This window comes from Thiothrix fructosivorans, assembly GCF_017349355.1.
Taxonomy (GTDB): domain Bacteria; phylum Pseudomonadota; class Gammaproteobacteria; order Thiotrichales; family Thiotrichaceae; genus Thiothrix; species Thiothrix fructosivorans.
In genome coordinates this window covers 1,862,864-1,881,050 of sequence record NZ_JAFMPM010000006.1, presented here as the reverse complement: position 1 = coordinate 1,881,050, position 18,187 = coordinate 1,862,864, and the positions used below count along the sequence as shown (strand labels likewise).

At 51.6% G+C, this 18,187-nt stretch carries 23 protein-coding genes and 1 tRNA gene; 8 read left to right on the top strand and 16 right to left on the bottom strand.

The window, feature by feature from the left end; all coding sequences use genetic code 11:
- Positions 1-56: 56 nt before the first annotated feature.
- On the top strand, positions 57-2,309 hold the full coding sequence (locus tag J1836_RS12600; protein ID WP_207251411.1) for a nitric oxide reductase activation protein NorD: 2,253 nt from the start codon (positions 57-59) through the stop codon (positions 2,307-2,309).
- A gap of 37 nt (positions 2,310-2,346) precedes the next feature.
- On the opposite strand, the gene J1836_RS12595 is transcribed toward J1836_RS12600, so the two are convergent.
- The 3 genes from J1836_RS12595 to J1836_RS12585 form a co-directional block, all read right to left on the bottom strand.
- Positions 2,347-2,874, bottom strand: a complete 528-nt coding sequence (locus J1836_RS12595) for a hypothetical protein (protein WP_207251410.1) — start codon at positions 2,872-2,874, stop codon at positions 2,347-2,349.
- Positions 2,875-2,968: 94 nt separating this feature from the next.
- Complete coding sequence (locus J1836_RS12590) at positions 2,969-3,286, bottom strand: element excision factor XisI family protein (protein WP_207251409.1); 318 nt, start codon at positions 3,284-3,286, stop codon at positions 2,969-2,971.
- Positions 3,287-3,299: 13 nt separating this feature from the next.
- Positions 3,300-3,470 (bottom strand): hypothetical protein, encoded by a 171-nt coding sequence (locus tag J1836_RS12585; protein ID WP_207251408.1) that lies wholly within the window; start codon positions 3,468-3,470, stop codon positions 3,300-3,302.
- Positions 3,471-3,568: 98 nt separating this feature from the next.
- On the opposite strand from J1836_RS12585, the gene J1836_RS12580 reads away from it, so the two are divergent.
- A complete protein-coding gene (locus tag J1836_RS12580; protein ID WP_207251407.1) occupies positions 3,569-3,739 on the top strand; it encodes a hypothetical protein in 171 nt (56 codons plus the stop codon).
- Between the two features lie 103 nt (positions 3,740-3,842).
- On the opposite strand, the gene J1836_RS12575 is transcribed toward J1836_RS12580, so the two are convergent.
- Both J1836_RS12575 and J1836_RS12570 read right to left on the bottom strand, forming a co-directional pair.
- On the bottom strand, positions 3,843-4,097 hold the full coding sequence (locus J1836_RS12575) for a UPF0175 family protein (protein WP_207251406.1): 255 nt from the start codon (positions 4,095-4,097) through the stop codon (positions 3,843-3,845).
- A gap of 74 nt (positions 4,098-4,171) precedes the next feature.
- A complete protein-coding gene (locus J1836_RS12570; protein ID WP_207251405.1) occupies positions 4,172-4,447 on the bottom strand; it encodes a hypothetical protein in 276 nt (91 codons plus the stop codon).
- Between the two features lie 142 nt (positions 4,448-4,589).
- Between J1836_RS12570 and J1836_RS12565 the strand changes: the two genes are divergently transcribed.
- Entirely contained in the window at positions 4,590-4,916 is a 327-nt protein-coding gene (locus tag J1836_RS12565; protein WP_207251404.1) for a heavy metal-binding domain-containing protein, read from the top strand.
- A 15-nt stretch (positions 4,917-4,931) separates the two neighbouring features.
- A complete protein-coding gene (locus J1836_RS12560) occupies positions 4,932-6,020 on the top strand; it encodes a calcium:cation antiporter (protein WP_207251403.1) in 1,089 nt (362 codons plus the stop codon).
- Positions 6,021-6,030: 10 nt separating this feature from the next.
- Here J1836_RS12560 and J1836_RS12555 read toward each other — a convergent pair whose 3' ends face one another.
- Positions 6,031-6,630 carry a DUF938 domain-containing protein gene (locus J1836_RS12555; RefSeq protein ID WP_242632816.1) on the bottom strand — a complete coding sequence of 200 codons (600 nt, stop codon included), beginning with the start codon at positions 6,628-6,630 and terminating at the stop codon, positions 6,031-6,033.
- An 83-nt stretch (positions 6,631-6,713) separates the two neighbouring features.
- Here J1836_RS12555 and J1836_RS12550 point away from each other — a divergent pair, with 83 nt between their 5' ends.
- Together J1836_RS12550 and J1836_RS12545 are read left to right on the top strand one after the other, a co-directional pair.
- Positions 6,714-6,878: an oxidoreductase-like domain-containing protein gene (locus J1836_RS12550; protein WP_207251402.1), complete on the top strand. Its 165-nt coding sequence runs from the start codon at positions 6,714-6,716 to the stop codon at positions 6,876-6,878.
- Between the two features lie 13 nt (positions 6,879-6,891).
- Positions 6,892-8,076, top strand: coding sequence for a multidrug effflux MFS transporter (locus J1836_RS12545; protein ID WP_207251401.1), 1,185 nt, complete (start codon positions 6,892-6,894; stop codon positions 8,074-8,076).
- On the opposite strand, the gene ychF is transcribed toward J1836_RS12545, so the two are convergent.
- From ychF to J1836_RS12500, 9 genes are all read right to left on the bottom strand, one after another.
- Positions 8,066-9,160, bottom strand: a complete 1,095-nt coding sequence (ychF, locus tag J1836_RS12540; RefSeq protein WP_207251400.1) for a redox-regulated ATPase YchF — start codon at positions 9,158-9,160, stop codon at positions 8,066-8,068. The two genes, J1836_RS12545 and ychF, sit on opposite strands and share 11 nt — an antisense overlap.
- Positions 9,161-9,171: 11 nt before the next feature.
- A complete protein-coding gene (pth, locus tag J1836_RS12535) occupies positions 9,172-9,747 on the bottom strand; it encodes an aminoacyl-tRNA hydrolase (RefSeq protein WP_207251399.1) in 576 nt (191 codons plus the stop codon).
- Positions 9,748-9,758: 11 nt separating this feature from the next.
- Complete coding sequence (locus tag J1836_RS12530) at positions 9,759-10,331, bottom strand: 50S ribosomal protein L25/general stress protein Ctc (protein WP_207251398.1); 573 nt, start codon at positions 10,329-10,331, stop codon at positions 9,759-9,761.
- 74 nt (positions 10,332-10,405) lie between these two features.
- Positions 10,406-11,362 (bottom strand): ribose-phosphate pyrophosphokinase, encoded by a 957-nt coding sequence (locus J1836_RS12525; protein WP_207251397.1) that lies wholly within the window; start codon positions 11,360-11,362, stop codon positions 10,406-10,408.
- A gap of 32 nt (positions 11,363-11,394) precedes the next feature.
- A tRNA-Gln gene (locus J1836_RS12520) sits at positions 11,395-11,469 on the bottom strand.
- Between the two features lie 7 nt (positions 11,470-11,476).
- A complete protein-coding gene (gene ispE / locus J1836_RS12515) occupies positions 11,477-12,358 on the bottom strand; it encodes a 4-(cytidine 5'-diphospho)-2-C-methyl-D-erythritol kinase (RefSeq protein ID WP_372447676.1) in 882 nt (293 codons plus the stop codon).
- Entirely contained in the window at positions 12,340-12,975 is a 636-nt protein-coding gene (lolB, locus tag J1836_RS12510) for a lipoprotein insertase outer membrane protein LolB (protein WP_207251396.1), read from the bottom strand. Before lolB ends, ispE begins: the two co-directional genes overlap by 19 nt.
- A 27-nt stretch (positions 12,976-13,002) precedes the next feature.
- Positions 13,003-14,721: a tetratricopeptide repeat protein gene (locus J1836_RS12505; protein WP_207251395.1), complete on the bottom strand. Its 1,719-nt coding sequence runs from the start codon at positions 14,719-14,721 to the stop codon at positions 13,003-13,005.
- Between the two features lie 95 nt (positions 14,722-14,816).
- Positions 14,817-15,917, bottom strand: a complete 1,101-nt coding sequence (locus J1836_RS12500) for an RNA-guided endonuclease InsQ/TnpB family protein (protein ID WP_207251394.1) — start codon at positions 15,915-15,917, stop codon at positions 14,817-14,819.
- 176 nt (positions 15,918-16,093) lie between these two features.
- On the opposite strand from J1836_RS12500, the gene J1836_RS12495 reads away from it, so the two are divergent.
- Complete coding sequence (locus tag J1836_RS12495; protein WP_207251393.1) at positions 16,094-16,672, top strand: IS607 family transposase; 579 nt, start codon at positions 16,094-16,096, stop codon at positions 16,670-16,672.
- A gap of 18 nt (positions 16,673-16,690) precedes the next feature.
- On the opposite strand, the gene J1836_RS21565 is transcribed toward J1836_RS12495, so the two are convergent.
- Complete coding sequence (locus tag J1836_RS21565; RefSeq protein WP_242632815.1) at positions 16,691-16,894, bottom strand: hypothetical protein; 204 nt, start codon at positions 16,892-16,894, stop codon at positions 16,691-16,693.
- Positions 16,895-16,919: 25 nt separating this feature from the next.
- Between J1836_RS21565 and hemA the strand changes: the two genes are divergently transcribed.
- The gene (gene hemA, locus J1836_RS12485; protein WP_207251391.1) at positions 16,920-18,185 is read left to right on the top strand and encodes a glutamyl-tRNA reductase; all 1,266 of its coding nucleotides are present in this window, start codon (positions 16,920-16,922) and stop codon (positions 18,183-18,185) included.
- Positions 18,186-18,187: the final 2 nt, after the last annotated feature.

The window sequence follows — 18,187 nt, the reverse complement described above, 5'->3', positions numbered from 1 at the left end:
GGGGAGGGTTAGGGAGGGGGGAGGTTCGGAGGATGCAGGTAAATCTCGGAGTCACCATGTCAGAACCAAATGAAGTCATCGCCCGTTACCGCGCCCAACTAAGCTGCAACTTCAAGCAGCTTGATGAAGCCTTCGCCGCCTGTATGCAGGACGCACTCGCCCTGTTGAGTGAGGAAGGCATCAAGGATTACCTCGACGGTGCGTCGTTGGTGTGCAAAATCGGGCGCGGTTTCGACCCCGTGCTGACTTATCTGGAAGAAATGCCGGTATTGGCACATCGTCTCGGCGAAGGTTTGCTCACGCAAGTCAGCCAAGCGGTGTGGAAAATGTCGCGTACCCCGAACGGGCGTTCCATCCCCGCGTTCCTGCAAGCCTTGCCAGAAGCCAGCCGCCGTTTTGGTAGTGCCGAGTTGGTGGAAAACTATATCGCCATCGTGTTCGACATGATGGATCGTACCACGGGGTCGATTCACGGTTTCCACACCACTATTCCCAGCCCCGGCTTGCCGAAATTGCTGGCGCAAATGCCTTATTTAATGAGCCAGTTAGCCTTGGGTGGCTTGAAGAACTGGATCGAATACGGCATCCGCAACTACGGTAAACACCCGCATCGGCAAGAGGAATATTTCAACCTCGAATCCGCCGACAGCAAGGCGATGTTGCAGCATGAACGCCACGGCACGCTATTCACCCACCACGAGCGCAAGCTGAATTTGTACCTGCAAGCCTGCTGGGAAAGTCACGAATACCTCGTGCCGTATTCGGTGGATTTCCGCGATATGCGCGAGCAACAGCCATATTTTGACGAGTTCGGGATGCGTATTCCTGACGTGTTCGACGATGCGCATGGCGTGACAGGGATTGACCGTTACCGCGCGGTGTTGGCGCACATGGCGGCGCATCAACGCTGGACACACAAAGTGGTGGCGGATAACTTCAGCCCGCAACAGCGCATTGCTATTGAACGGCTGGAAGACAGTCGCGTGGAATATCTGGCAATGCAGGAATACCCCGGTTTGCGGCGGATTTTCACCGCGTTGCACCCTGTTCCGCTGGAAAACGAGTGCGATTCCAAGACCGAATCGTGTTTCCGGCATCGGTTGGCGATGTTGTCTTGGGCGATTTTGAATCCGGCGCATGGCTATCAGAACGCGAAGATCAATGAATTTGCGGGCAAGTTCCACGCGAAAATGGCGGAAGGCAACGCGACGACTGCGGATATGGTGTCTGTGGCGATTTCGTTTGTAGCGCAGACGCGCTTGCAAACTGACCAGTTGCCGAGCGTGTATTTCAACAATACCGCCATTCCTTACCGCGATGATAACCGCCATTTGTGGCAGTACATTGAGGAAAGTGACGACGAAGAGTTCTTCGACGAACACAAGCAAACCCAGCAGCAAAACGAGCAATCGGGCTTGCCGCCACGCCATTACCCTGAGTGGGATTACAGCACGCAGACCTATCGCCCAGATTGGACGAGCGTGTATGAAAGTTTGCATCCGGCGGGTAATCCGGCAGTGATTGATGCGCTGTTGCAGAAACACGCGGCGTTGGCGAAGCGCTTGAAGCAGATTGTGGATTTGTTGAAGCCGCAAAATTACACGCGGGTACGCTATCAGGAAGAAGGCAGCGAGCTGGATCTGGATGTGGCGATCCGTTCCCTGATTGATTTCAAGGGCGGGGCGAACCCTGATCCGCGCATCAATATGAGCCACAAGCATGACGGGCGCAATATCGCGGTAATGCTGTTGCTGGATTTGTCGGCTTCGATCAGCGAAGTGCCGGAAGGCGCGACCCAAAGCATTCTGGAATTGAGTCAGGAAGCGGTGTCGTTGCTGGCGTATGCGATTGAGGCGTTGGGCGACCCGTTTGCGATTGCGGGGTTTGCGTCCAATACGCGCCATGAGGTGCGTTACCAGCACATCAAGGGTTTCAAGGAACATTGGAACGATGAGGTGAAGGGGCGACTGGCGGCCATGCAGGCGGGGTATTCGACGCGGATGGGTGCGGCGGTGCGTCATGCGGCGCATTATCTGGAGCATCAACAGGCGGATAAAAAACTGCTGCTGATTTTAACCGATGGCGAACCGTCGGATATTGACGTGGATGACCCGCAATTATTGACGCAAGATACGCGGCAAGCGGTGAAGGAATTGGATCAGAAAGGCATTTACAGCTATTGCATTAGCCTTGATCCGCGAGCGGATGAATATGTGCGGGATATTTTCGGCAAGCGCGTTACCGTGGTGGATAATGTGCAGCGGTTGCCGGAAAGGATGATGCAGGTGTTTGTGGCGTTGACGGGGTGAGTTTAATCTGGTTTTTCCACCCCGTCTCATAGGATCCTTATGCTTTTACCACTTTCCATCTTGTACCAGTAAATTGCTGGCTTGTTTTTGGAGCGAGACCTACCGTGCTATTAGCAGTCCTACCATCAAGCCATCTAGAACCTTCTATCTCACCCATACATTTAAGTGTGACTATCTCATCATCGACTTCAAAAACTTGCCATTTCGTACCTGTGAATTGTTGGCTTGTTTTTGGGGCGAGACCAACAGAACCATCCGCCGTCCTACCATCTAACCACCTAGAACCATCCACATTGCCCATACATTTAAAAGCAAACATACCATCGTCGACCTCATAAACTTTCCACTTTGTACCTGTATAAGGCGAAGAAGTGTTAGGAGCAAGACCTACTGTGCCGTTGGCAGTTCTGCCATCTAGCCACTTGTTTCCCGGCACATCCCCTTGGCACTCTAAATAAACCATATCTCCATGATTCAATAGACTATTAGTGGCCTGCAAATTAGAGGAAAAGAGAGACAGTAGCATTGCCGCACCAGAAATTCGTAAAAAACTCCGCCTTTCCATAAATTACTCCTTTAGAGACTGAATGTGGTGACATCCACCTTTCCAGTATATAAAAAACAAAATCTATAGAGTTGCTCTATGTCAAGAATTTATATCAGACGGCTGTAATATATCGCTCTTCCAAAAACGCCAGCACGATGTCTTTTTCCTCTACCCCTTGGCGGATCAAGTCATCGGTGATGCCGTGTTCGATGCCGTCGTATTCAACCACTACTTTGCCATCCTGAAGGGTGATGTAGATCAGGTTGCCACGTACTCGTCTGCCTCTGTCCCAGCCCGCTTGCATGAGTGCGTAACGGTCGTGAATTTCATCAAACACAGTATCCAGCCGAATGTTGCCGTGAGAAGGGCGAAATCTGGCGTAAGTTTCAATGACGTGCTTTACCGCTGCTCGGTAGTGTTCCGTATCCATTTGAGTCTGACCTTTAGCTGACTTTTTTCAGCAGCAAGCGAGAACTGCGGTTAACAACCTTGCGGCTGGATTGCTGCTCACGGATTTTCAATGCCGCACAAATGGCTTTCAGGTCATTGTTATACTTGGCGGCATGGGCTTGCCGATGTTTGCGTACTTCTTCAACGATTGGATCATCCATCATGGTTTAACCTCCAAGTGACTGAGAAAGATGATACCAAAAAACAAGATTTTTCAAGGATTTTCATCTAGCATCAGCAACGAGACAAGGAGAATCTGTATATGGAACAACAAACTGCTACCTACCCATTGCCTTCGCCCACGACTCAGGAGGATACGCTCAAATTCTTCAACGAACGGCAACAGCGAGCAGATAGGGATGCGTTCAAACGCATTCTGACTCGTCAAGGTGGACAAGAGCCGTGTGAGGGCGATGAGTTGGTAGCTGGTTAATTATTCGTTTATTGCTTTACGTAGCAATTCCAGCCCGCGCTCTCTGATTTCTTCCAATGTCGGATCACCCAACCATTGCTGACGCTTGTCTGTGTAGTTGTGCTTAACAGAGTCCATGCAGCTCCTCACGCAATTCTGCTTCGTTCAACTGAAAGGGGGAAACCTGTGCCTGTGATAATGCAGTGATGAAATCCGCACGATTCACGCCTGCAATCTCAGCAGCGTTTTCCTGCGATACGCGCCGCAATTCGTACCACTTGATAGCAGCAGCAAGGCGCATCTCACGCACAAAACCAGCCGGATCAAGGTGCAGCGAAGGCAGCACAGAATCAGGCACTTGGATTGTTACCGTTGTCATACGTTATTTCCTCACAGGCTGTGATGTCGATGGCTCAGTATAGCAAACTCAAACAAATGGTATCCCTGCCTCCGTCAGAGAAAATCATCGGGGTCAATGGAACAACCATCCAAATCGTATTCATCAAACACCAACTCCGCCACACTATACGGTGGCCCGATAAGGTCACGCGGGTCATCACTGATGAAGGTTTCTTGCACCCGCTCCCCTGCCGCATCCGTCCACAGACGCACTGTTTCTCTTGGCTCTAGCGAAATCGCCACAATCACACGAGTGCCAACATCAGTGCACCGCCAGCGTCCGGCTGCGGTAAAAAACTCCGTGCCAATTTGAAAATCGGAATGCTGCATATAATCACTAACCCATTTCTAACCAACCATTTTGTGGTCAATTGTATCAGCCTTAACCCCTATCCAGATAAGGCTGAACACGCCATTCTCTGCAACTGTTGTATCATCTACGCAAAGAATCACTGCAAAATAGGAGTGTCCCATGATCCAATCCACCACCCCCAGCATTGAAGGCAAACGCATCGCCCAATACTACGGCGTCGTCACCGGCGAAGCCATTCTGGGCGCAAACGTCTTCAAAGACTTTTTTGCCGGAATCCGTGACATTATCGGCGGACGTTCCGCCGCCTACGAGAAGGAATTGCGTAAAGCCCGTGAAATCGCCTTTGCCGAAATGGAAGCCCAAGCGCAAAGCCTAGGCGCAAACGCCGTCGTCGGTATCGACATTGACTACGAAAACATCACGATGGGGAATAGCGGTGGTATGTTGATGGTCACGGTGAGCGGCACAGCAGTGAAAGTTGACTGAGGAGCGCCCTAAGCCATGACGAAACCCCTGCACCGCTCGCCCTTGTGGGCGCTACTCGTGCCAATCTTCACGTTATTGTTGCTGGCTGGGCAATTGATCCCGCTCGAACTTACCGGCGTGTACAGCATGATACTGGGTGTCGGCTTAATCTTGAGCATAATGGCAGCGGTGCATCACGCCGAAATGATTGCGTATGGCATCGGTGAACCGTTAGGAACACTGGTCTTAGCCCTAGCGATTACGGTAATTGAAGTCTCGTTAATTGTCTCGATCATGCTGGTTGCGGAAACGGGCGCTGCCGTATTAGCGCGGGATACGGTGTTTGCCACCGTGATGATTATCCTCAACCTGATTATTGGTTTGAGCTTTCTAATCGGGTGTTACCGTTTTGGTGAGCAACGCTTTATTTTGCCGGGTGTCAGCACCGCCCTGACGACCTTGGCGACCATTTTGGTGCTTAGCTTGATTCTGCCCAATTTCACCACCAGCACACCGGGGCCTCGCTATTCCGATAGCCAATTGGGCTTTGTGGCAATTGTGTCATTGGTGCTGTATGGCGTATTTGTGTTCGTCCAAGCCGTGCGGCATCGTGATTATTTCCTTGTTAATCCCTCTCACAAAGCCGCCGAACCGCAGCCTGATGTGCCGATTAAAACGCTCATTATCAGTAGCCTTTTCTTAATCCTCAGCCTCATCGGTGTGGTATTAACTGCCAAGCTGCTATCGCCCTCCGTCAAGAGTTACGTCATCGCATGGGGCGCACCCGAAGCATTGGTTGGGATTATTATTGCGGCGATTGTGCTGATGCCAGAAGGCTTCGCCTCATTACGGGCGGCGGCGAACCATCAATTACAAACCAGCCTCAATCTGGCGCTTGGCTCAGCACTCGCGACGATTGGTCTCACCATTCCCGTCGTAGCGGTAGTGGCGATCACGATGGATATGACACTTTTTCTGGGTCTCGAAACCAAATCCATTATCTTGCTACTACTGACACTCTTTATTGCGTCGATGTCGATGAGCACAGGCCGCGTCACTGTTATGCAGGGCGCGGTGCATCTTGTGATTTTTCTGACGTATTTATTCATGACGATAGTGCCTTAACGCAAGCGCCCTACCGCCGTCGCCACACCAGCAGTCGATTATTCACCGGCATCGTATAATCATGCTGAAACGCCATCCCCGCCTGTTCCGCCAGCCGGTTCAGGTCGGCGAAATCCCGAATCCCACTACGCGGATCGCGCTGCTTCAGCCACTGATCAAACCGCGCATTACTCGCGCTGGTGTATTGCCCGTCATAGTTGAAAGGGCCATACAACACAAACAAACCACCGGCTGGTAATAACTGACCAACCCCGGCAAAAAACGCCTCCACTTCCGTCCAGCCCATAATGTGTACCGTGTTGGCAGAATACACCGCATCCACCGCCAATACAGGCCATGCATCGTGCACCACATCCAAAGCCAGCGGCGCACGGGTATTCGGCAAACCGGCCTCATCCAACCACATCTGGATACCAGAGTGATGCGCCGCCACATCGCTGGTATGCCAAACCAACTGCGGCATGGCGGCAGCGAAATGCACCGCATGTTGCCCCGTACCACTGCCCACTTCCAGCACCGCACGGCAATCCCATAACAACGGCGCAAGCACCGCCAAAATAGGCGCTTTATTCTCTTCGCACGCCTCAGAAAAAGGTTTCGTTAACATCATTTAAATTGTCCTAATTCGGTAAAAAAGTAGCTCTATTGACATCAAATTGCTATGTTTCGCCAACAGTATCAGGAGAATGACTCATGCAACCACCACCCCTCAACGACAAACCCCAACCACCCGCCCCCAACGAATGCTGCGAAAGCGGTTGTGCCCCCTGCGTATGGGACATTTATCGCACAGAATTACAGAAATGGGAGCAAGCGCAGCAAGCTCCACAATCCACCACGCCTCAACCCGCCACCTGAAATCACTCACCAAATGCCCACTAAACTCCCCCGTTTCGGCGAATTCATCGCCCTGATTGCCTTGCTCAGTTCCCTGACAGCCTTCGCCATCGACGCGATGCTCCCCGCCCTGAGCACCATCGGGCGAGACTTGGGAGTAGCGCATGACAACGATGCGCAACTCGTTATTTCCACGCTGTTTTTAGGGCTAGCCAGTGGGCAAATCTTCTTTGGCCCACTGTCGGATGCAACCGGACGCAAGCCGTTGATGTACGTCGGCTTAGGTCTTTTCATGCTCGGCAGTCTCGTGTCGATGCTGGCGCAAGATTTTTCCCACATGCTAATCGGACGTTTTTTGCAAGGGCTGGGCGCATCTGCGCCGCGTGTGCTAACCATAGCGCTGGTACGCGATTGCTATGAAGGGCGGGCGATGGCGCGGGTCATGTCATTTACCATGAGTATTTTCATTCTCGTACCGATGATTGCACCGTCCTTAGGGCAAGGTATTTTATTACTGGCAGGTTGGCGCAGTATTTTCAGCGTCTTTGTAGTGTTAGCAGTCATTGTGGCAAGCTGGTTTTGGCTACGAATGCCGGAAACCTTGCCAGCCGCCAAGCGCCGCCCATTCACGTTTCGGCAGTTCTGGCTAGCCTTCCGCGAGGTGGTGACAAATCGCACCAGCATGATTTACACGCTCACCACCGGCATCGTGTTTGGCGCATTTCTGGGCTATTTGAGTTCGGCGCAACAAATCCTGCAAATTCAATACGAGCTGGGGGAACGTTTCCCGCTGTATTTTGCCTTGCTGGCGTTGGCAATTGGTGGAGCATCGTTACTGAATGCGAAGTTGGTGATGCATTATGGAATGCACTGGCTCTCCAAGCGAGCCTTGCTGCTGTTCACGCTGCTATCGGGTGCGTTTTGGCTGGTCACTTACAGCACAGCGGGGCATCCGCCGTTGGCACTGTTGATGGCGTATTTCATGCTGGCATTTTTGGCATTAGGCATGTTATTCGGCAATCTAAACGCGCTGGCAATGGAACCGCTGGGGCATATTGCCGGAATCGGCGCATCAGTCATTGGCTCGCTGTCTACCCTGATCGCCATTCCGTTAGGAACGTTGATCGGGCAAGCCTACGACAATACGGTGCTACCACTCATCAGCGGGTTTTTCCTGCTGGGGCTAGTGGCAAGCACCGCTATCTTCTCTAGACGTTAAACAGGAAATTCAATACATCGCCATCTTTGACGATGTATTCCTTACCTTCCGCCCGCATTTTTCCCGCTTCTTTCGCACCCTGCTCACCTTTGTAAGCAATGAAATCTTCATACGCAATGGTTTGTGCACGAATGAAGCCACGTTCAAAGTCGGTATGAATTACGCCTGCCGCTTGTGGCGCAGTCGCTTTCTTCGGAATCGTCCACGCCCGCACTTCTTTCACGCCTGCGGTGAAATAGGTTTGCAAGCCCAGCAAATCGTAGCCTGCACGAATCACACGATTCAAACCCGGTTCATCCAACCCCATGCCAGCAAGGAATTCGTCACGTTCGACATCATCCAATTGCGACAATTCGGATTCCATTTCCGCACACACTGGCACAACCACAGCGTTTTCACGCACGGCAATTTCACGCACTTTATCCAAATACGCGTTGTTTTCAAAACCGTCTTCGCTGACATTCGCGATAAACATCAAGGGCTTAATGGTAATCAAATGGAATTCGCGGATTGCCAAGGCACGCTCTTCCGCTGTCATGTCCATTGAACGCGCTGAATGCCCTTCAGACAGGTGTGCAAACAAACGTTCTGCCAAGACTTTTTGCGCCACCAGATCTTTGCTGCCAGATTTGGCGGAACGGGTCAGGCGGTTCACCGCTTTTTCAGCCGTATCCAAATCCGCTAACGCCAGTTCGGTATTGATGGTGTCGATGTCAGACGCGGGGTCAATTTTGCCTGCAACGTGGATAATGTCATCGTTATCAAAGCAACGCACTACTTGCGCAATCGCGTCGGTTTCGCGGATATGCGCCAGAAACTTGTTGCCCAAGCCTTCACCTTGCGACGCGCCAGCCACCAAGCCTGCGATGTCCACAAATTCCATTGTGGTCGGCAAAATTTTGATGGGTTTAACGATAGCTGCCAACGCATCCAAACGCGGATCAGGCATAGGGACGATGCCAACATTCGGCTCAATCGTACAGAACGGGTAATTCGCTGCCTGAATGCCCGCCTTGGTCAACGCATTAAACAAGGTGGATTTACCCACGTTTGGCAAACCAACAATTCCGCACTTGAATCCCATGAGTCGTACCTTTATTTGGTGTGCAGCGCGTTCATCGCTTTCTGCATGTCACCCTGTAAAATTAATTCAATCTGGTCGGCCGCCTTATCAATAGCCCTTGCGATAACAATTTCATCATCACTGGAAGGGCGTGACAGCACGTAATCAACCACTTTGTTACGGTCGCCCGGATGTCCAACACCCAGTCGCAACCGCCAATACTCTGCGCTCAAATGCGCATGACAGTCGCGCAAACCGTTGTGTCCACCGTGACCACCCGCTTGTTTCAAGCGAACCTCACCGGGTGCAATATCCAACTCGTCGTGCGCAACCAAAATGTGTTCTACCGGAATTTGGTAGAAACTCGCCAATTGCTTGACGGCAAGCCCGCTGCGGTTCATGAAGGTCATAGGCTTGATCAGCCATACCGTCGCGCTGCCGACTTGCAGTTTACAGACTTCACCGGAAAAACGCTTCTCGACAGCAAATTTGCCGGAATAGCGCCTTGCCAGTTCATCCACAAACAAAAACCCAGCATTGTGCCGGGTTTTGTCGTACTGGCTACCGGGGTTGCCCAAGCCTGCAATGAGGCGAATAGGGTTTCCCATCGGTATCGACCTTAGTGAATCGCCGCGATGGCGTTATCGTGGTCTTCGCCCAGTGCCAATGCTGGCAGGCTCACGCCTTCTGGTAATTTGATGTCTGACAAATGCAGAATCTGACCTTTTTCGACATTGAGCATGTCAACTTCGAGGAATTCAGGCAGGTTCTTAGGCAAGCAAGACACTTCAACTTCAGAAATGGAATGGCTAACGGTACCACCCTGCTCTTTCACACCTTTGGATACATCTTCGTTGAGGAAGTGCAGTGCGACGTGGACGTTGATTTCTTGGTCATCGCTGATGCGCTGTAAGTCAGCGTGCATGATGATTGGCTTAGCTGGGTGACGTTGCAGGTCACGCAGGATCACTTGCTCTTTACGATCACCGAAGTCAACCGTGATGATTTGTGAGTAAAAACCTTCTTCCTGCAAGTTGCGGATCATTTCATTATGACGCAACATGATGGATTGTGCTTCACCACCTGCACCGTAAATAACGGCAGGTACCATTCCAGTATGACGCAGGCGGCGGCTCGCACCCTTACCCTGCAATTCACGTGTTTGCGCTTGCAAAACGTAGTTCTTTGACATGTTTAACTCCAAACTAATGGCAACTGAACGCGACCGGACAGCCACCGAAAAAACCCGCGAACGGGGACTAAAACTTATAAGCCTTCAAACAGAGAACTCACGGAGTCGTCCTGATTGATGCGTAAAATGGTTTTGGCTAGCACGCCTGCTACTGAAAGCTGGCGGATCTTAACACAGTTTTTGGCAGCGTCGCTTAATGGGATAGTGTCAGTGACGACCACTTCATCCAGTTGCGATTTTTCGATATTGCTGACCGCTTTGCCCGAAAAAACCGCGTGTGTCGCATACGCACGCACACTGAGTGCACCATGCTGCTTGAGTGCGACAGCGGCATTGCACAATGTACCGCCCGTGTCGATCAAATCGTCAATCAAGATGCAGTTACGTCCTTCGACGTTACCGATAATATTCATGATTTCAGATTTATTGGGTTCAGGACGGCGCTTGTCGATAATGGCTAGCTCGACCTCACCCAGACCTTTTGCCAAGGCACGGGCGCGGACTACGCCGCCAACATCCGGTGAAACCACCATGATATTATCCATCTCGCAAGACAGCACATCGTTGATCAGAACGCCAGAGGCGTAAACGTTGTCGACCGGCAAATCGAAAAAGCCTTGTACTTGGTCTGAATGCAAGTCGATAGTCAGGACACGATCAACGTGACCTGTCGCAATCATATCAGCAACCAATTTGGCAGAAATCGGCACTCGCCGTGAGCGTACCCGTCGATCTTGCCGCGCATAACCGTAATACGGAATGACAGCAGTGATTCGCCCCGCAGACGCACGATACAACGCATCAGCGATGATCAGCAATTCCATCAGGTTATCGTTGGTAGGCGCACAGGTAGATTGCACGATGAAAACATCACGACCACGCACGTTTTCCAAAATCTCAACATGCACTTCGCCATCGCTGAAGCGTTCTGCTTTGATTTTTCCGGGGTGAATTCCGAGGTGATCGACGATTTTTTCGGTGAGTCCAGGATTAGCGTTACCTGTAAACACCATCATTTTATCGTCAGCCATGACATATCCGCATTGAGTGGAGGGGAAGAAAATGGCAGGGCCGCCAGGATTCGAACCTGGGAATGCTGGAATCAAAATCCAGTGCCTTACCGCTTGGCGACGGCCCTTCTGAAACTAATTGTAAAGCGTTGGCAATGTTGCTAGCTTTTGTTGCAAAGGTGAAAGACTAACACCTTGTGCGATAAACCCGAACCATTTATCCGGTAGGCTTTTTAGGATTGTTTCACCTTCATGCCGACTGTTTACTGATCCGAACAGGCAACTGCCTGAACCTGTCAACCTTGCGTTTGAGTACCTAGAGAGCCAACTTATCGCTTCAGCTACTTCAGGATAACGCTTTTCCACGACTGGTTGGAAGACGTTGATGCCTGCCCCGCCGTGGAAGGTCGCTAATGTAATCGCAGGGCAGTTGCGTGTCAAGTCCGGCGATGAAAAAAGTTCGGCAGTTGGCACATGAACCTGCGGATGGATCACCACGTACCAGCTATCCGGCACAGCTACGGGCGTTAATTGCTCACCGACCCCTTCCGCCCACGCTGCCTGACCGCGTACAAACACTGGCACATCCGCCCCTAAACGTAACCCTAACGCCGCCAGTGCATCATCGCTCAAGCCGCATTGCCAAAGGTAATTTAAGCCTTGCAACACCGTCGCCGCATCTGAACTACCGCCCCCCAAACCGCCGCCCATCGGAATGCGTTTGTGCACCTGAATATCCGCGCCGCGCCGACACCCCGTGACCTGTTGCAGCAAGCGTGCTGCCCGCACCGTCAAATCAGCCTCTGCGGGCACATCCGCCGCCCCCGTGGGTCGGGAGATTGCCCCATCCTCACGCACCGTCAGGGTAATCTCATCCGCAAAATCAAGGAACACAAACAAGGTTTGCAGCAAATGATAGCCATCGGTTCGCCTGCCAGTAATGTGCAAAAACAGGTTGAGCTTGGCGGGGGCGGGTAAGGTAAGGGTTTGCATCGCCATCAATACCGCGTTTGCCAATCTTTAGCAATCACCTTAACCTTGGTATTGTCAGGCGCACGGCTCAGGTTGATTTTTTCAGGTAAAGCTTTCCAGTCGTTGCCCTTCCAACCCGTGTATTCCACCAACCAACCGGCTTGTTGCAACATTTCGGGTCTACCCAGCGCATCCAACTTAACCTGTTCCACCGGCGAATCGGGTGATGGCACGCCGCGCACCCAATATTTCATGCCCTCTAACGGCAACGATACGCCGAGCTGCCCGTGCAACAAACGTTCCGCGCTGGCATCCTTGTAGGTTTTGCCATTCGCTTGCAAGGTCACATCAGAACGGTTGCCCTTGAGATACGCCATGATCGAACCTGTCAGTGGATTTTTGATGTTCATCTCATACTGATCAGTGCCGTTTTGCAGCCACGACAGATTGAACGAAGCACTTTGATCCTTGAATTGCAGCCCAACTTTGCCCTGCAAACGCCAAGACATCATGCGGGCAAAATCAGCCTGCCGTTGTTGCCAAGCCGCTTGCGCACTCACAGGCTTCATCAGGGTTTCCGCAGACGCGGGGACTTTGGTTTGCGTCGCGCAACCGCCCAGCATGACGAGGCAGCAGGCGGTAATGAGCATCCGTTGTTTCATAGAGGTCGTCCTGAGGTAAAAAGAATATTAGGCATCTGCCAATTTTGCTTTGAGCGGGAGCAAGCGTTTATCATCAGGAAATTTGCCCAGCATAGCGTCCAGAATGGTCTTGGCTTCGGTTTTATTACCGCGTGCTAGCAAGACTTCCACCAGATGGCTCGCCACTTCCGGCTCTGCTAAGACAGCATAGGCTTTACGTAACCAACTTTCAGCTTCTGCTAGCTTGCCCGTGCGAAACAAGATCCAACCCATGCTATCCATAATGGCAGGATCATCAGGGCGAACTTTCAACGCTTTATTAACGAAATCAGCCGCTTCAGGGAAGCGCTGCGTATTCACCGCCAGCATATAACCGAGTGCATTCAAGACGGTCGCATTATCAGGCTGCAACTTGATAACTGCCTGCAAATCCGCTTCAGCGGCCTCGAAATTACCGGCTTTTTCAGCACTCAACGCCCGTGAATACAGCACATCCGCGTCATCCGCTTTGATCGCCAACGCCTCGCCGAAACGCGCCATTGCTGCCGTATACTGTTCCTCATCATGCAATAACTGACCATCTACCTGTAACAGCAAGCGTTTGCGTGCATCATCCGTACTGGCTTTACGCTGTTCCGCCAACCACGTTTGAGCAGCGGACAAATCCTGAGTCTCTTTCAGCAACGAGGCAATACGCACCGTCGCTTCCCGCGCATAACGCCCCGCACTAGCACGTTGATACGCCTCAATGGCTAAAACGGGTTGCTGCTGACCTTCGTGAATTTGCCCCATAAAATAGCTGGCTTCATCGGCACGCTCAGGTACAGCCTGTAATTTTTTGATCAACGGCTCAGCCGCCTTGAACTCTTTTTGCTCCAGATGCAGCAATCCTAGCGTGTACAACACATCGATATTATCGGGGTAAGCCGCGTAAACCTGTTGATAAATCGGGGTCGCTTCTTTACGCCGATCTGCCAGAATCAGCAAACGCGCATAATCCAACTTTAATTCGGTGTCTTTGCTGGTTTTACTGGCTGCCTCTAATTCAGCAATCGCTTCCGGCAATTTTTCCAGCCCCACCAATGCCTTCGCTATCCAACGTGAGGCTTGTTCTTGTTGAACTTTATCGCCCTTTTCCTTCGCTGCTTTACTTGCCGTCAACGCCTCGTCAAATTGATCCGCATTCAACGCTAACGATGCCAAGGCGAGTTGCGCCCGCACCGAGCTATCGGCTGTTTGTACATACCGTTGGAAGGCTTGATAAGATTTCTTGGTTTCCGGCTCTAACGACAGCAGTGACACAATAAATTCAAAACCATGCCCTTCTTCTTTTTCCACGGTATCGCGGATCGTCACCAAATCGTTAACCGCTGCCTCGTACTTCTCTGCACGAATATTTTCTAATGCACGATACTGTATCGCATCAGCAGAGTTGGGGGATAACTTGAGTAAACGTTCCAAAGCACGACTCACTAAAGCGCCATCATTTGCCCCCATCGCCAGCTCCACCGCCCGTTCCGCAACGGCTGGGTCAGTGGTTTGCTGCGCGGCTGCGACATAGTGCAACGCCGCCTGATCAGGGTTGCCTTGCTTGATAAACATCTCGCCCGCCAAAATATTGTAGACTTGGTAACTGAGCGGACTGCTGAAAGTAGCGACATTGCTGACCTGTTGATCCGCAAACGTAAAGTTCCCCAATGTGCACCCACCCACTAACAAAGCCAAGGTGAGGCTAACAAAACGGCGCGGCAAACGAGTGCTGTGCATGAATCTCTCCGGTATACGTGATACCTGATCGTGTAATGATGTAAGTGCTTTTAAGGATATATTCAACGAATTACCTTTTGACATCCTCCCCGCTCTTAAAGAACGGAGATTCCTCCTGCGAGACGGCTATATCCAGCCGCGAGATGGTTTCTGGCTGCATTGACATCTCTATCATGCAGCGTCCTACAGTCGGGACAACGCCATTCTCTTATTCCAAGTCCTGCTCTACCTTTCGGACTACTGTCGGAAATACTTCCACAGTGCGAACAAGCTTGGGTACTGTACGCCTCGTTGACTTCGAGAAACACCACTGACCGCGCTAGCGCTTTGTATTTCAGTTGGGTTTTTAGCATGAACCAGCCTGCATCCAAGACGCTTTTTGCCAGCTTGGTTTTGGCTAAGGCGGAACTGCTAACATCGCCGACAACGATGAATTCATTCTCACGCACCAGCTTGGTGGTGAATTTGTGCAGCGCGTCCTTGCGCCGATTTTTGATCTTGGCATGGATCGCTTTCACGCGCTTTTTCTGTTTGGCGCGTTGGGCAGTGCCTAGCTTTGCTTCGAGTTTGCGGTAGAAGTTGCCGCATTCTAGCTTGTCGCCATTGCTGCTCGTAGCGGTTTCCTTCAAGCCTAAATCAATGCCGATGTGTTCTGTGCCGCTGACTTTCTCAATGGCGACTTCAACCACCACATTGAAATACCAACGACCCCGCGCATCTTCTGAAAACGAGCCAGCACGGAAGGCGTATTGTGACAGCCCGTAGCTGTCCCATACCTTGAAATGGTATCCGGCAAAGCGTACTTGTCCATTTTTCCATTGCGCAGTACCGGATTTGAAGGGAATCCAGCCCAATGAACGTTTAGTTCCGCTACTGATTCGCCAGCGCAATTTGTCCTTTTTAAACTGCCTGCGAGACTTGGCATGAACCGCAATAACTTCCTGCACGGTGGCAGAATGGATGATGAAGCTACGTTCTTGCTTAATGCTCTTGAGCTGCTTTTGCAGGTCAAATGCGCTGAGGTTAGTGCGTATCCAACCCACTTCCGGTACGGCGATAGAACACCATTCGGCGGTCTCGGCGTTGGCAGCATTCCAGACCTGATTCGCCTCAAACGCCATACGTGACAGAACCGCCGCGTGTTTGTCACGGACTCTGACGGATAGCGTTTTGATGGCAGTTTGTGGGATACTCATGGCAGCATGATGCCCCGTTTAGCCGCCGCTGACAACCAAGAAACCGTGTCAGTGGCGTGGATTAATGCACTGTCTGAACGTTAACTACCTCGCCCGCACCCACGAGCAGAGGTTGACACATAGAAAATTATAACCCACCATAACCTACCATAAGCTACAAATACTTATGGGTAAATATGAAATACATCAAAGGTAATGCGGCTTGTGAACTTCTTGGCGTATGCCATAACACATTACGGAAATTAGCAGATGATGGACGCATTGAAACAATCAGGGTATCAGGGCAACGACGCTACAACGTCGAGACCTACCTTGGATTGCAACAACAGCAGTCAACCATCTGCTATTGTCGTGTGTCCAGTCACAAGCAACAAGACGACCTCGAACGACAAATCAGCTTCATGCAAGAACACTACCCGCAAGCCGAAATTGTCAAAGACATCGGCAGTGGACTCAACTTCAAGCGCAAAGGTCTTAAAGCCATTCTGGAACGCGCAATGCGCGGCGATAAGCTCATACTGGTGGTTGCCCACCGCGACAGATTGGCGCGATTCGGTCACGATGTTATCCGACAAGTTATCGAGTTCAATGGTGGAAAACTCGTGGTTCTCAGTGAAGATTCTCTCTCGCCCAAACAAGAACTTACCAAAGACCTGCTCAATATCCTCCACGTATTCTCCTGTCGAATGCACGAACTCCGACATTATAAACAGCAGGTTAGTGAAGCTGTATCCAACCCAACAGCAGGCAAATGAATTCCACTACTGGCTAGATCATTCCCGTTTCGTTTTCAACTGGACAATCAATTTCATCTGGTCATCAGCAATCAAAGCCAATGGAATTTCCCCAACTGCTTCCGGTAAGGGCTTACGTTTTGGTGAGTCTTTACCGGAAACCTTAATAAATTCCCGTCTGATTTGGAAAACTGACAAGTTCGTCATGGCACTACCCAAACGACATATTTCCAGAATATCCAAGGCTAATTTGTTGGTATCCTACTGAATGTCTATCCTGATCGTTGGAGTCAATCACAAAACCGCCCCTGTCTCCATCCGGGAAAAGGTTGCGTTTTCACCTGACAGCTTGCCACACGCGTTGCAAGCGGCGCATCGGGTTGCGCCAGAATGCCTGATTCTCTCGACGTGTAACCGCACCGAGCTATACGCTGCCGCCCATCCGCAGCAAACCGTGGAAACGCTCATCGAATGGCTGGCGGCATGGCACAATATCCCCGTCACACAACTGCAACCGTATTTGCAAATCCACGAACAGGATGCCGCCGTGCGCCACACCTTGCGCGTCGCCTGTGGCTTAGACTCGCTGGTGCTGGGCGAACCGCAAATCCTTGGTCAACTCAAAACCGCCCTGCAAGCCGCCAGCGACAACGCTACCACGGGCAACCAGTTGAACCGCCTGATGCAGCACGCCTTTTCCACCGCGAAACGCGTGCGCACCCAAACCAGCATTGGCGCAAACCCTGTCTCCGTCGCCTTCGCAGCGGTCAGCCTTGCCAAGCAAATCTTCAGCAAGCTGGAAAAGCAAACTGCCTTGCTGATCGGCGCGGGCGAAACCATTGAACTGGTCGGCAAACACCTTGCTACCAATCATATTGGCAAGATTATCGTTGCCAACCGTAGCGTCGATAAAGCCCAAAAACTCGCGGCAGAATACGGCGGCAAAGGCATTGGCTTACCCGAACTCGCTGACCATTTGCCACTAGCGGACATCATTATTTCCTCCACCGCCTCGCCTGTCCCCATTCTCGGCAAAGGGGCAGTAGAACGCGCCCTGAAAATCCGCAAACACCGCCCGATGTTCATGGTCGACATCGCCGTACCGCGTGATATTGAGCAAGAAGTCGCCCAGCTCGACGACGTATACCTCTACACCGTCGACGACCTGCAATCGGTGATCGAAGAAAACCTGCAATCACGCCGCGTCGCTGCCGAACAAGCCGAAGGCATGGTGTTGGAAGAAGTCGACAGCTTCATGGCATGGCTACGCGCCCAAGACCACATGGCAACGATTCGCGCCTACCGCGCCCGCACCGACAGCATCCGCCAAGAAACCTTCGACAAAGCCATCAGCTTATTACACCACGGCAAAAGCCCCGAAGAAGCCTTGCAATTTCTGGCACACACACTCGCCAACAAACTCTCGCACGATGCCACCCAAGCCATGAACCACGCTGCCCGCAACGGCGACCATACGCTACTGGAACATGCTCGCACTCTGTTTAACCTTTCCACTCCTGACGATAACGGCTGAAA

Excerpts from the sequence above, each read along its gene's own strand:
- ychF (WP_207251400.1), bottom strand. The coding sequence starts at position 9,160 with ATGGGATTCAAGTGCGGAATTGTTGGTTTGCCAAACGTGGGTAAATCC.
- J1836_RS12595 (WP_207251410.1), bottom strand. The coding sequence starts at position 2,874 with ATGGAAAGGCGGAGTTTTTTACGAATTTCTGGTGCGGCAATGCTACTG.
- J1836_RS12585 (WP_207251408.1), bottom strand. The coding sequence starts at position 3,470 with ATGATGGATGATCCAATCGTTGAAGAAGTACGCAAACATCGGCAAGCC.
- lolB (WP_207251396.1), bottom strand. The coding sequence starts at position 12,975 with ATGAAACAACGGATGCTCATTACCGCCTGCTGCCTCGTCATGCTGGGC.
- J1836_RS12530 (WP_207251398.1), bottom strand. The coding sequence starts at position 10,331 with ATGTCAAAGAACTACGTTTTGCAAGCGCAAACACGTGAATTGCAGGGT.
- J1836_RS12580 (WP_207251407.1), top strand. The coding sequence starts at position 3,569 with ATGGAACAACAAACTGCTACCTACCCATTGCCTTCGCCCACGACTCAG.
- J1836_RS12560 (WP_207251403.1), top strand. The coding sequence starts at position 4,932 with ATGACGAAACCCCTGCACCGCTCGCCCTTGTGGGCGCTACTCGTGCCA.
- J1836_RS12565 (WP_207251404.1), top strand. The coding sequence starts at position 4,590 with ATGATCCAATCCACCACCCCCAGCATTGAAGGCAAACGCATCGCCCAA.
- J1836_RS12600 (WP_207251411.1), top strand. The coding sequence starts at position 57 with ATGTCAGAACCAAATGAAGTCATCGCCCGTTACCGCGCCCAACTAAGC.
- J1836_RS12555 (WP_242632816.1), bottom strand. The coding sequence starts at position 6,630 with ATGATGTTAACGAAACCTTTTTCTGAGGCGTGCGAAGAGAATAAAGCG.
- J1836_RS12590 (WP_207251409.1), bottom strand. The coding sequence starts at position 3,286 with ATGGATACGGAACACTACCGAGCAGCGGTAAAGCACGTCATTGAAACT.
- J1836_RS12495 (WP_207251393.1), top strand. The coding sequence starts at position 16,094 with ATGAAATACATCAAAGGTAATGCGGCTTGTGAACTTCTTGGCGTATGC.
- J1836_RS12550 (WP_207251402.1), top strand. The coding sequence starts at position 6,714 with ATGCAACCACCACCCCTCAACGACAAACCCCAACCACCCGCCCCCAAC.
- hemA (WP_207251391.1), top strand. The coding sequence starts at position 16,920 with ATGTCTATCCTGATCGTTGGAGTCAATCACAAAACCGCCCCTGTCTCC.
- J1836_RS12500 (WP_207251394.1), bottom strand. The coding sequence starts at position 15,917 with ATGAGTATCCCACAAACTGCCATCAAAACGCTATCCGTCAGAGTCCGT.
- J1836_RS12575 (WP_207251406.1), bottom strand. The coding sequence starts at position 4,097 with ATGACAACGGTAACAATCCAAGTGCCTGATTCTGTGCTGCCTTCGCTG.
- J1836_RS12525 (WP_207251397.1), bottom strand. The coding sequence starts at position 11,362 with ATGGCTGACGATAAAATGATGGTGTTTACAGGTAACGCTAATCCTGGA.
- J1836_RS12505 (WP_207251395.1), bottom strand. The coding sequence starts at position 14,721 with ATGCACAGCACTCGTTTGCCGCGCCGTTTTGTTAGCCTCACCTTGGCT.
- J1836_RS12545 (WP_207251401.1), top strand. The coding sequence starts at position 6,892 with ATGCCCACTAAACTCCCCCGTTTCGGCGAATTCATCGCCCTGATTGCC.
- J1836_RS12570 (WP_207251405.1), bottom strand. The coding sequence starts at position 4,447 with ATGCAGCATTCCGATTTTCAAATTGGCACGGAGTTTTTTACCGCAGCC.
- pth (WP_207251399.1), bottom strand. The coding sequence starts at position 9,747 with ATGGGAAACCCTATTCGCCTCATTGCAGGCTTGGGCAACCCCGGTAGC.